General features: G+C 60.1%; 12 protein-coding genes. 6 read left to right on the top strand and 6 right to left on the bottom strand.

The annotated features are described in order from the left end of the window. Nucleotides 1-4: 4 nt before the first annotated feature. The 6 genes from P5706_RS30350 to fdhA all read left to right on the top strand — a co-directional run bounded on the left by P5706_RS30350 (nucleotide 5) and on the right by fdhA (nucleotide 7,769). Nucleotides 5-1,255 (top strand): sarcosine oxidase subunit beta, encoded by a 1,251-nt coding sequence (locus P5706_RS30350; RefSeq protein ID WP_010207084.1) that lies wholly within the window; start codon nucleotides 5-7, stop codon nucleotides 1,253-1,255. Between the two features lie 15 nt (nucleotides 1,256-1,270). Beyond that, nucleotides 1,271-1,573: a sarcosine oxidase subunit delta gene (locus tag P5706_RS30345; RefSeq protein WP_056857790.1), complete on the top strand. Its 303-nt coding sequence runs from the start codon at nucleotides 1,271-1,273 to the stop codon at nucleotides 1,571-1,573. Then, the gene (locus P5706_RS30340; RefSeq protein ID WP_285683999.1) at nucleotides 1,570-4,587 is read left to right on the top strand and encodes a sarcosine oxidase subunit alpha; all 3,018 of its coding nucleotides are present in this window, start codon (nucleotides 1,570-1,572) and stop codon (nucleotides 4,585-4,587) included. The genes P5706_RS30345 and P5706_RS30340 overlap by 4 nt, the downstream gene beginning before the upstream one ends. A 124-nt stretch (nucleotides 4,588-4,711) precedes the next feature. After that, complete coding sequence (locus P5706_RS30335; protein ID WP_101273317.1) at nucleotides 4,712-5,344, top strand: sarcosine oxidase subunit gamma; 633 nt, start codon at nucleotides 4,712-4,714, stop codon at nucleotides 5,342-5,344. A gap of 179 nt (nucleotides 5,345-5,523) precedes the next feature. Then, entirely contained in the window at nucleotides 5,524-6,381 is an 858-nt protein-coding gene (gene purU / locus P5706_RS30330) for a formyltetrahydrofolate deformylase (RefSeq protein ID WP_200430364.1), read from the top strand. A 188-nt stretch (nucleotides 6,382-6,569) separates the two neighbouring features. Next, nucleotides 6,570-7,769, top strand: coding sequence for a formaldehyde dehydrogenase, glutathione-independent (fdhA, locus tag P5706_RS30325; protein WP_200430363.1), 1,200 nt, complete (start codon nucleotides 6,570-6,572; stop codon nucleotides 7,767-7,769). A gap of 47 nt (nucleotides 7,770-7,816) precedes the next feature. Here the strand turns inward: fdhA and P5706_RS30320 are convergent, their stop codons facing one another. From P5706_RS30320 to P5706_RS30295, 6 genes are all read right to left on the bottom strand, one after another. After that, complete coding sequence (locus P5706_RS30320) at nucleotides 7,817-8,176, bottom strand: hypothetical protein (protein WP_200430362.1); 360 nt, start codon at nucleotides 8,174-8,176, stop codon at nucleotides 7,817-7,819. After that, nucleotides 8,177-9,151: a hypothetical protein gene (locus P5706_RS30315; RefSeq protein WP_285683992.1), complete on the bottom strand. Its 975-nt coding sequence runs from the start codon at nucleotides 9,149-9,151 to the stop codon at nucleotides 8,177-8,179. It lies immediately after the preceding gene. 401 nt (nucleotides 9,152-9,552) lie between these two features. Further along, nucleotides 9,553-9,813, bottom strand: coding sequence for a hypothetical protein (locus tag P5706_RS30310; RefSeq protein ID WP_017137997.1), 261 nt, complete (start codon nucleotides 9,811-9,813; stop codon nucleotides 9,553-9,555). Between the two features lie 306 nt (nucleotides 9,814-10,119). Continuing rightward, entirely contained in the window at nucleotides 10,120-10,521 is a 402-nt protein-coding gene (locus tag P5706_RS30305) for a DUF3757 domain-containing protein (protein WP_200430359.1), read from the bottom strand. A 244-nt stretch (nucleotides 10,522-10,765) separates the two neighbouring features. Further along, complete coding sequence (locus tag P5706_RS30300) at nucleotides 10,766-11,443, bottom strand: anti-sigma factor (protein ID WP_200430358.1); 678 nt, start codon at nucleotides 11,441-11,443, stop codon at nucleotides 10,766-10,768. Beyond that, nucleotides 11,440-12,066 (bottom strand): sigma-70 family RNA polymerase sigma factor, encoded by a 627-nt coding sequence (locus P5706_RS30295; RefSeq protein WP_244657742.1) that lies wholly within the window; start codon nucleotides 12,064-12,066, stop codon nucleotides 11,440-11,442. Before P5706_RS30295 ends, P5706_RS30300 begins: the two co-directional genes overlap by 4 nt. Between the last annotated feature and the right edge of the window lie 35 nt (nucleotides 12,067-12,101).

The raw sequence follows: 12,101 nt of genomic DNA, 5'->3' as shown, positions 1-12,101 counted from the left end.
GACTATGCAACGCTACTCGGGCTTCGGCCTCTTCAAGCACTCACTCAGCCACCACGAAAACTGGCAGAAAATGTGGCGCACGCCCACGCCGAAAAAGGTCTACGACGTGGTTATCGTCGGCGGCGGCGGGCATGGTCTGGCAACGGCCTACTACCTGGCCAAAGAACACGGTATCACCAACGTAGCAGTGGTCGAAAAAGGCTGGCTGGGCGGCGGTAACACCGCGCGCAACACCACCATCGTGCGCTCCAACTACTTGTGGGATGAGTCGGCGCACCTGTACGAACACGCGATGAAACTGTGGGAAGGCCTGTCCCAGGACCTGAACTACAACGTGATGTTCTCCCAGCGTGGCGTCTACAACCTGTGCCACACCCTGCAAGACATCCGTGACTCCGAACGCCGCGTGAGCGCCAACCGCCTCAACGGTGTGGACGGCGAGTTGCTCAACGCCAAGCAAGTGGCCGACGAGATTCCCTACCTCGACTGCTCAAAAAACACCCGCTACCCGGTACTTGGCGCCACCGTGCAACGTCGCGGCGGCGTAGCCCGCCACGATGCCGTGGCCTGGGGCTTCGCGCGTGCGGCTGACGCCCTCGGCGTGGACTTGATCCAGCAGACCGAAGTGATCGGCTTTCGCAAGGAAAACGGCGTGTGCATCGGCGTCGAAACCAACAAGGGCTTTATCGGCGCCAAGCGCGTGGGTGTGGTCACTGCCGGTAACTCCGGGCATATGGCCTCGCTGGCAGGCTTCCGCCTGCCGATCGAATCCCACCCGCTGCAAGCGCTGGTGTCCGAACCGATCAAGCCGATTATCGACAGCGTGATCATGTCCAACGCCGTGCACGGCTACATCAGCCAGTCCGACAAGGGCGACCTGGTGATCGGCGCCGGTATCGACGGCTACAACGGCTACGGCCAGCGCGGCTCGTACCCGGTGATCGAACACACTATCCAGGCCATCGTCGAAATGTTCCCGGTGCTGTCGCGGGTGCGCATGAACCGCCAGTGGGGCGGCATCGTCGACACCACGCCGGACGCCTGCCCGATCATCTCCAAGACCCCGGTGCCGAACATGTTCTTCAACTGCGGTTGGGGCACCGGTGGCTTCAAGGCCACGCCGGGCTCAGGCAACGTGTTTGCCGCCAGCCTGGCCAAGGGTGAAATGCACCCATTGGCAGCCCCTTTTTCCATCGACCGTTTCCACAACGGTGCGTTGATCGATGAGCATGGCGCTGCGGCCGTCGCCCACTAACAGGAGAAATTCCCTATGTTGCATATCTTCTGTCCTCACTGTGGCGAACTGCGCTCCGAAGAGGAATTCCACGCGTCCGGCCAAGCGCACATCCCGCGCCCGCTGGACCCGAACGCCTGCACCGATGAAGAGTGGGGCGACTACATGTTCTTCCGTGACAACCCGCGCGGGCTGCATCACGAGCTGTGGATTCATGCCGCCGGTTGCCGTCAGTACTTCAACGCCACCCGCGACACCCTGACCTACGAAATTCTTGAAACCTACAAGATTGGCAGCAAGCCGCAATTCACCGCCAAGGCTTCTGGAGAGAAGGTATGAGCCAGATCAATCGCCTGTCCAACGGTGGTCGCATCGACCGTAACAAAGCCCTGACGTTTACCTTCAACGGCCAGAGCTACAAAGGCTTTGAGGGCGACACGCTGGCCGCAGCCCTGCTGGCCAACGGCGTCGACATCATCGGCCGCAGCTTCAAGTATTCGCGCCCTCGCGGCATTTTTGCCGCCGGCGCCGAAGAGCCGAACGCGGTGCTGCAAATCGGCGCTACCGAAGCCACCCAGATTCCCAACGTGCGCGCCACGCAACAGGCGTTGTACCAGGGCCTGGTCGCCACCAGCACCAACGGTTGGCCGAACGTCAACAACGACGTGATGGGCATTCTCGGCAAGGTTGGCGGCAAGCTGATGCCGCCGGGTTTCTACTACAAAACCTTCATGTACCCGCAATCGTTCTGGATGACCTACGAGAAGTACATTCGTAAGGCTGCGGGCCTTGGCCGCTCGCCGACCGAGAACGACCCGGACACTTACGACAACTTCAACCGTCACTGCGACGTGCTGATTGTGGGTGCCGGCCCTGCTGGCCTGGCCGCTGCACTGGCCGCTGCGCGCAGCGGTGCCCGCGTGATCATTGCTGACGAACAGGAAGAATTCGGCGGCTCCTTGCTGGACTCGCGTGAAAGCCTCGACGGCAAGCCGGCGGCCGAGTGGGTTGCCAGTGTGATCGCAGAACTCAAAGCCCTGCCGGACGTGGTGCTGCTGCCGCGTGCCACCGTCAACGGTTACCACGACCATAACTTCCTGACCATCCACGAACGCCTCACCGACCACCTCGGTGACCGTGCGCCGATTGGCCAGGTGCGTCAGCGCATCCACCGTGTGCGTGCCAAACGTGTGGTGCTGGCGACCGGTGCTTGCGAGCGTCCGCTGGTGTACGGCAACAACGACGTGCCGGGCAACATGCTCGCCGGAGCAGTCTCCACTTACGTGCGCCGCTACGGCGTGGCACCGGGCAAAAAACTGGTGCTGTCGACTAACAACGACCACGCCTACCGCGTCGCGCTGGACTGGCTCAATGCGGGCCTGCAAGTGGTCGCCGTGGCTGATGTGCGCCACAACCCACGTGGCGCCCTGGTGGAGGAAGCCCGCGCCAAAGGTATTCGCATCCTCACCGGCAGCGCCGTGATCGAAGCTCGTGGCAGCAAGCACGTGACCGCTGCGCGGGTGGCGGCGATTGACGTCAAAGCGCATAAAGTCACCAGCCCCGGCGAGTGGCTGGACTGCGACCTGGTGGCCAGCTCCGGCGGCTACAGCCCAGTGGTTCACTTGGCTTCGCACCTGGGCGGCAAGCCGACCTGGCGTGAAGACATCCTCGGTTTCGTACCGGGCGAAGCACCGCAAAAACGCGTGTGTGTCGGTGGTATTAATGGCGTGTACGGCCTGGGTGATTCACTGGCCGATGGTTTTGAAGGCGGCGTACGCGCGGCCAGCGAAGCCGGGTTTGCGCCGGTGGAAGGCACACTGCCAAAAGCCTTGAGCCGTCTGGAAGAGCCGACCCTGGGCATCTACCAAGTGCCCCATGACAAACCGACCGCACGCGCGCCGAAGCAATTTGTCGACCTGCAGAACGACGTCACCGCCGCTGCGATTGAGCTGGCGACCCGCGAAGGGTTCGAATCGGTCGAGCACGTCAAACGCTACACCGCACTGGGCTTCGGCACCGACCAAGGCAAGCTCGGCAACGTCAACGGCCTGGCCATTGCGGCCCGTTCGCTGAACGTGACCATCCCGCAGATGGGCACCACCATGTTCCGTCCCAACTACACGCCGGTGACCTTCGGCGCCGTCGCGGGCCGTCACTGTGGGCACATTTTCGAGCCGGTGCGCTACACCGCGCTGCAAGCCTGGCACGTCAAAAACGGCGCCGAGTTTGAAGACGTCGGCCAGTGGAAACGCCCTTGGTACTTCCCGCGCAACGGTGAAGACCTACATGCCGCCGTGAAGCGCGAATGCCTGGCCGTGCGCGACAGCGTCGGCCTGCTCGATGCGTCCACCCTGGGCAAAATCGACATTCAAGGCCCGGATGCCCGCGAGTTCCTCAACCGCATCTACAGTAACGCCTGGACCAAGCTCGACGTGGGCAAGGCCCGCTACGGCCTGATGTGCAAGGAAGACGGCATGGTCTTCGACGACGGCGTAACCGCCTGCCTGGCCGACAACCACTTCCTGATGACCACCACCACCGGCGGCGCGGCCCGCGTACTCCAGTGGCTGGAAATCTACCAACAGACCGAGTGGCCAGACCTCAAGGTGTACTTCACCTCGGTCACCGACCACTGGGCAACCATGACCTTGTCCGGCCCCAACAGCCGCAAGCTGCTGGCGGAAGTCACCGACATCGACCTGGACAAGGACGGCTTCCCGTTCATGACCTGGAAAGAAGGCCTGGTTGGCGGCGTACCGGCGCGGGTGTTCCGTATCTCGTTTACCGGCGAGCTGTCGTATGAAGTCAACGTGCAGGCCGACTACGCCATGGGCGTGCTGGAGCAGATCGTCGCTGCAGGCAAGAAGTACAACCTGACGCCGTACGGCACCGAGACCATGCACGTACTGCGGGCCGAGAAGGGCTTCATCATCGTCGGGCAAGACACCGACGGCTCGATGACCCCGGACGACCTGAACATGGGCTGGTGCGTAGGTCGTACCAAGCCGTTCTCGTGGATCGGCTGGCGCGGGATGAATCGCGAAGACTGCGTGCGTGAAGAGCGCAAGCAGTTGGTGGGCTTGAAGCCGGTTGACCCGAATGTATGGCTGCCGGAAGGCGCGCAGTTGGTGTTCGACCCTAAACAGTCGATCCCGATGAAGATGGTCGGCCACGTGACCTCAAGCTATGCGCACAACTCGCTGGGTTATTCGTTTGCGATGGCGGTGGTCAAGGGCGGCTTGAAGCGTATGGGTGAGCGGGTGTTCTCACCGCAGGCGGATGGCAGCGTGATCGAGGCAGAGATTGTGTCCTCGGTGTTCTTCGACCCGAAAGGCGATCGCCAGAACATCTGATAGACCGAGGCGCCTGCATCGCAGGCAAGCCAGCTCCCACATTTGGAATGCGTTCCCCTGTGGGAGCTGGGCTTGCCCGCGATGAGGCCGCAACAGTCACCACAGAATTCAGAACAGGTGCTTTATGACAGCAGCCAATGTTTACCAACAACGCCCCACCACCGGCGCCAAGGCCGAGTCGTCGCTGCACCATGCCGATCTCGCCAGCCTGGTCGGCAAGGGCCGCAAGAACGCCGGCGTGACCGTGCGGGAAAAGAAACTCCTCGGCCACCTGACTATTCGTGGCGATGGCCACGACGCCGCCTTCGCGGCCGGTGTACACAAAGCCCTGGGTATCGAACTGCCTGGCGCCTTGCAGGTGATCGTCAAAGGCGAAACCAGCCTGCAATGGCTTGGCCCGGATGAGTGGCTGTTGATCGTGCCAAGCGGTGAAGAGTTCGCCGCCGAACAAAACCTGCGCGCTGCCTTGGGTGAGCTGCATATCCAGATCGTCAACGTCAGTGGCGGCCAGCAGATCCTCGAACTCAGCGGCCCGAATGTGCGCGACGTGCTGATGAAGTCCACCAGCTACGACGTGCACCCCAACAACTTCCCGGTAGGCAAGGCGGTGGGCACCGTATTCGCCAAGTCGCAGCTGGTGATCCGCCACACGGCTGAAGACACCTGGGAACTGCTGATCCGCCGCAGCTTCTCGGATTACTGGTGGCTGTGGTTGCAGGATGCGTCGGCTGAGTTTGGCCTGAGCGTCCAAGCCTAATCAAAATTTCGTGGCGAAAGGGCTGTTGTGGCGAGGGGGCTTGCCCCCCGTTGGAGCGCGCAGCTGTCCCAACAAGGTCGACGCGTTTTGTCTGAAACAACCCAGCGACAGGTTTTAGGGCTGCTACGCAGCCCAACGGGGGACAAGCCCCCTCGCCACACAAACCTGAGGATTGAAAAATGAGCCGCGCACCCGATACATGGATTTTGACCGCCGACTGCCCCAGCGTGCTCGGCACGGTGGACGCGGTCACCCGCTACCTGTTTGAGCAGGGCTGCTACGTCACCGAGCACCATTCGTTCGATGACCGCCTTTCGGGCCGGTTTTTTATTCGCGTGGAATTCCGGCAGCCCGAGGGTTTTGACGAGCAGGCGTTCCGCGCTGGCCTGGCCGCGCGCGGTGAAGCCTTTGGCATGATCTTCGAGCTGACGGCACCGAACTATCGGCCAAAAGTGGTGATCATGGTGTCCAAGGCCGACCACTGCCTGAATGATTTGCTGTACCGCCAGCGCATTGGCCAACTGTCGATGGACGTGGTTGCGGTGGTCTCCAACCACCCGGATTTGAAACCTTTGGCCGACTGGCACCAGATTCCCTACTACCATTTCCCCCTCGACCCCAACGACAAGCCGTCCCAGGAGCGTCAGGTATGGCAAGTGATTGAAGAGACCGGCGCCGAACTGGTGATCCTTGCGCGCTACATGCAAGTGCTGTCGCCGGAGCTGTGCCGCAAGCTCGATGGCAAGGCTATCAACATTCACCACTCGTTGCTGCCGGGGTTCAAAGGTGCCAAGCCGTATCACCAGGCCTACAACAAGGGCGTGAAACTGGTGGGCGCCACGGCGCATTACATCAACAACGACCTGGATGAAGGCCCGATCATCGCCCAGGGCGTGGAGGTGGTGGACCACAGCCACTATCCCGAGGATTTGATTGCCAAGGGGCGTGATATTGAAGGACTGACGTTGGCGCGGGCCGTTGGGTATCACATTGAGCGGCGGGTGTTTTTGAACGCCAATCGAACGGTGGTGCTCTGACGGCTGCCATCGCAGGCAAGCCAGCTCCCACATTTGAAATGTATTCACAAATCAAAATGTGGGAGCTGGCTTGCCTGCGATGAGGCCATCAGCATCAACACAAGGAAACAGCATCTGTAACCCGAGCACTTAAACGCGCTGCCTGCCTGGGCGACGCGGTTCCATAAAAACAACAGCGAGGTGAAAGCATGTCTGGTAATCGTGGTGTCGTGTATCTCGGCAACGGCAAGGTCGAAGTACAGAAAATCGACTATCCCAAAATGCAGGACCCCCGTGGCAGGAAGATTGAGCACGGCGTTATCCTGCGCGTGGTCTCCACCAACATCTGCGGTTCCGACCAACACATGGTGCGCGGCCGCACCACTGCCCAGACCGGCCTGGTGCTTGGCCACGAGATCACCGGCGAAGTGATCGAAATGGGCAGCGGCGTCGAAAACCTGAAGATCGGCGACCTGGTATCGGTACCGTTCAACGTCGCCTGTGGCCTTTGCCGCTCCTGCAAAGAACAACACACCGGCGTATGCCTGAGCGTCAACCCGGCCCGTCCTGGCGGTGCTTACGGCTATGTCGACATGGGCGACTGGACCGGCGGCCAAGCCGAATACGTGCTGGTGCCTTACGCGGACTTCAACCTGCTCAAACTGCCGGACCGCGACAAGGCCATGGAGAAAATCCGTGACCTGACCTGCCTCTCCGACATCCTGCCGACCGGCTACCACGGCGCCGTGACTGCGGGCGTTGGCCCAGGCAGCTCGGTGTACATTGCCGGCGCCGGCCCTGTTGGCCTGGCAGCTGCGGCGTCTGCACGCCTGCTCGGCGCTGCGGTGGTGATCATCGGTGACGTCAACCCGATCCGCTTGGCCCACGCCAAGGCCCAGGGTTTCGAAATTGCCGACCTGTCCAAAGACACCCCGCTGCACGAACAAATCGCCGCCTTGCTGGGCGAGCCGGAAGTGGACTGCGCGGTAGACGCCGTAGGCTTCGAAGCCCGTGGCCACGGCCATGAAGGCGTCAAGGCGGAAGCGCCGGCCACCGTACTCAACTCGCTGATGGGCGTGGTGCGCGTGGCGGGCAAAATCGGTATCCCGGGCCTCTATGTCACTGAAGACCCAGGTGCTGTGGATGCCGCCGCAAAAATGGGCAGCCTGAGCATTCGGTTTGGCCTGGGCTGGGCCAAATCCCACAGCTTCCACACCGGGCAAACGCCGGTGATGAAGTACAACCGTCAGCTGATGCAGGCGATCATGTGGGACCGTATCAACATTGCGGAAATTGTCGGCGTACAGGTGATCAGCCTGGATGATGCGCCACGTGGGTATGGCGAGTTCGATGCGGGTGTGCCGAAGAAGTTTGTGATTGATCCGCATAAGCTGTTTAGCGCAGCGTAAGGCGATAGATAAGGGCGACCCAAGGGTCGCCCTTTTTTTATTGCGAATCAGTCTGTGATAAAAAGCCAGCTGATGAACATACCGGCAAGGGAAAGGAAGGTAACGAGTGTCGGTACGACCATCCAGCACTTGAGGTGCAGGGGGATTTTTTCAACGTCCTCAACAAGTACCATGCCTCTCCATTGAATGACTTTTGGGATAAGAATAACTGTGGCCATGGCGAATACGCGTTGAGGCCGTCCTTCAAAGTGAGCATGACGAAGCGTGTGCCTGCAGCCAACTATAAAGGTGCTGTATTGCATATAGCGCTCAGCCTCATCGAGCTTTTTGTACATAGCGGAAAAGACAATCGGGAAGGTGAGTAGCAGGAGGGCGAATGAGCCCACTACAAAATAGTCCAGGTACATCTAATCCTCCACAGCCCGATAGAGCACGTCGCCTACCCATTCTCCACCCTTGCCTCCAATAGTGCCAAAGGCGAGACCGCCCGCAGCCCCCCCGACGATGGCGCATGCCAGCGCTCCGGTGCCGGCCGTGGGGATACCGAAAGCGATCATGCAGGCGACGGTACCGCTATACACGCCTGCAATACCGCCTGCGGATGTGCCACCCACGGCGCCCAATAACTTGCCTCCTTCAACATACTTCGCTTTCGTACATTCTTGCTCACGTTCTCTAGAGCAAGCCTCAGCTATCTCCAACGCAGCCGCCCCAACATCCAGCACGATGCCAATGTAAGTACCTTTCTTCAATAGCTGGGAGGCCTTGGCTACACGCTTGACGGTCTCTTCATACTTGCGAATCTCTCCATGATGCCAATAGCTCTTAGTGGAAATTCCCAGCATTTTCTTGATTGAACTTTCACTCTTCAACCCCGTACCAAAGCGCGCCATCCCCGAGAGTTGGGTATCAAGCCTTGCAAACAACGCCCTGCGTTTAACCAGAAAGTCATTCCTTGCACTCGCGGTGCCCTTCCTCAGGTACTGCCTATGCAGCTCATCGATTTCCTTAAGGGTCGTCTCGATCTGCGCCAAGTGCTTGCTCCAGGCACTACTGGCACTGCCAATGCCCAGGGACGCATGGGCCATGATGGCCTGTAACTGATCGTAGTTTTTGATCAGGAATTGATCCGTCGCGGAGTGTGCGAACAACGCCTGTTTGATGTTCTGCGCCGAGCGCATCAGTTGGGCTTCTTCCGTCGTGCAAGACGCGGTACGCGCATCGGGAATGATCACCAACTGCCCTGGCAATACCACGACGTTGCCAATGTGTTGGTTGAGGATGTCGAACTTGGTTTGAATGTGAGGGTTGAGTGAAAGGTCGAGTTTAAGCAGCGGATAAGGCTGCGGCCGTTCATTAATAAATGCGTAGGGTCCCTGCATAGCGTGCACCTCCAAGTGACTGAGGCGCACGACTATAAGAAGGCGCTACAGGCGAGGTAAGACGCGTACAGGGGCGTTTTTGACGTTTCAGAAAGGGACTACGCAAGTCCCGGCAAACGCTGACGTGTTTGATTCATTTGAGCTTTGTAAGTCGCAGGTACGGGTCGGCCACTTCACCGTTTTTTATCACCCGCTTGCCGCCATAGTCGCAGTGACTTTTACCGTCGAGCCCGTTGATTTCCTCAGGTTTGAGTTCGTACTCCGGGGCCAGATAGTTATCGTTGGTTCCGGCGATAGGGGTCGCCTTGGGTGAGCTGTAGCGATGGTTGAGTTCCGAGTTAAAGACCTGCTTTACGTGTAGGAAAGGGCAACAGGGCGCTGCCCTTCTTTACATCGGGTATTTAAGCCTGCAAACGCCGGCTGATCACATCCAGCAAATCACAGCCATCACGCAGTGGAATGGCACACAGCAGGGCGAAGTCCTGGAGGACGAGGTTGTCGGTGTTCAGGCCTTCGCGAAACGCGAGGTTTTCCATGACTTGGGTGACCGCGCGGATGCGGTAGACGGCGGCGTCGTGGAGCACGTCGAGCGGGACTTGGGTGTCGATGAGCAGGGAGGGAGTGGTGGCGTCGTGGCCGGTGAGCGGCATGTATCGGTTCATGTTTTAACCTTTATTTCAGAGAGTGAGGCTACCACTCACACGTCGCCAAACGAATGGGTGGCAGCTGTACGCAGGTTGGCGAACCGGTGAAATAAAGCAAAGGCCGGCAGACCCGAAGGTCTCCCGCGCACAGCCGCCATAAAGCAGCTCTACGCGTGCAAAAAAACCTGCAAAGGAGCAGGTGCTTTTGCATGCATTATTTCAATCGAGTCGCCAAACCCGTGTCGCCATATGGGCGACCGCCGAACTATAAGCGCCATCCTCCGCCGGGAGCAAGTCGCGCGGCCGCTGAAGCTCAAATGTGGGTCACAGATGGGTGAATGAACACTTGAGGGTGTCCAGGGCTTCGCAATAGGTGCCTCTCCAGTCACCGCTAGGGGTGAGATTCCATCCCGGCACGGGTTTGAGCGTGATCGAAAGGTTTGCGTCGTTACCCATTGGCCCTTTGTAGGTGCAGATGACGGCTGTGTTCTGTGCATCGTATCGGGCATCGTGAAACGTCGAGTCAGCCAGATAGGAGGCGGGCGCCAATGGGTTTTGACCTTTCCAAGTGCGCCCGTCAGCCTGCGATGTTTCATAGCTGAAACCGCCACCGGCCAGGGCGGTTTGATTGATGCTCTGGATCGACGGGCAGGTTGAAGTCGCCGCGATGGCATTCGCTACCAGCCCTGTCATTGCAGACAAACCCGCAAGCATTGCACGCTTCATGTTTGTCTTCCTGTGGAGTGAAGGACAGACATGCTGCGGCTGATACACGGGGTTGGCTACTGTTATAAATAACAGTTCTTTAGCGTATTTTTTTAGGGTCCCGGCGTTGGTTATTTCAAATTCGCCCAATCGACGAAAAGCAAATGTGGGAGCTGGCTTGCCTGCGATGGTGGCTCAGAAAAGGATAAGTTGACTGGCCCACCGCTATCGCAGGCAAGCCAGCTCCCACAGGTATTGAGTTGTGTCAGCGAGAGGCCAGGGCGCCTTGGTACAGCACGGGGCCGGTGGGTTGTCCGGTGGGTGAGCCGCCTTGTGGCTCCAGGCTGACGGCCAGGGTCGCGGGTGCAGTCAGCAGCGCTTGCTGTTCCTGGCTCAGCTGGATTCGGCCTTTACCCGAGGTCGGCACCAGCCCCAGAGAGACGGGTTTGCCACCGGGTGCGATGACCCACAGTTCCAAGGCACGTGTCGGCTCTACAGCCGCCAACGTCAGCGGCTCCACTTGCAGGTGATCGCCAAACGCCTGCACCTGCAACGCCGGTTGCTGGTTAGCGGCCACCAATGTGGCGTTGTATTCGGCGCCGATATCACGCTGATAAAGCACGCCCACCAGCACCGCCACGACGATCGCGCAGGCAGCGGCCAGCAGCCGGACATTCAGCCAGAATGGTTTTTTCGCCGGCACGTGCAGCACTTGCGGTTCAATTCTGGCCTTGATGCCTGCCCACACATGCTCGGGCACTGGCCGCTCGGGCACGGTGCCGGTCAGGCTGGCGAGGGCATCCTGCCAATGGCCGAGCTCCACGCGCAGCGCGGCATCGTCCAGCAGCAGGTTTTCAAAGCGCCGACGCGCAGTGGCGGGCATCAGGCCGATGGCGTAGTCGGCGGCCAGGGCGCGGCGCAGGGCGGTGGTTTGGTAGTTCATGATTCAAGGCACCTACGCAGGCGCTCCATGCCGCGACGAATCCAGGATTTGACCGAGCCCAAAGGCGCCGCCAAGTGTTCGGCCAGTTCCGAGGCCGACAGGCCTTGAAAGTAAGCCACGGTAATCGATTGGCGTTGCATGCCGTCGAGGGTGTCGAGGCAGCGGTTGAGGGCGCGGGCTTCGCGCTCGCTGTCGAGCTGTTCATGGGCGCTGGGGCTGTCGTCGAGCAGGGCGTCCTGCTGGCCGTCGGCTAAGGGTTGTTCGCGGTGTTTGCGCAATTGGTCGATGGCCAGGTTGCGGGTGATGTTGACCATCCACGTCATCGGCGACGCCAAGTGAGCCTGGTAGCGCGAAGCGTTGTACCAGATGCGCACAAAGGCCTCCTGCAACACTTCTTCGGCCAGGTCTGCGCGCCCCATGAAACGGAAGGCAACGCCGTGCAGCCGTGGCGAAACACTGCGGTAAAGGGTTTCGAACGCCTGGCGGTTGCCCAGGGCGCATTGGGCCAGCAAGGGCCGCAACGGGTCAGCATCGTGGACGGAAATAGGGCTTCTCCAGGCTCTCGTTCGAGGGCGACGGGACTGCGCACGGTAGGCAGAGGGTAGTCCAGCTTGAGCATTCATTCCATCCGACTCCGAGCGGTGCATGCTGGATATAC

This window comes from Pseudomonas sp. ChxA (assembly GCF_030263855.1).
GTDB lineage: Bacteria > Pseudomonadota > Gammaproteobacteria > Pseudomonadales > Pseudomonadaceae > Aquipseudomonas > Aquipseudomonas fluorescens_CB.
The sequence above is the reverse complement of the archived record's forward strand: the minus strand, read 5'-3'. Positions and strand labels throughout refer to the sequence as shown.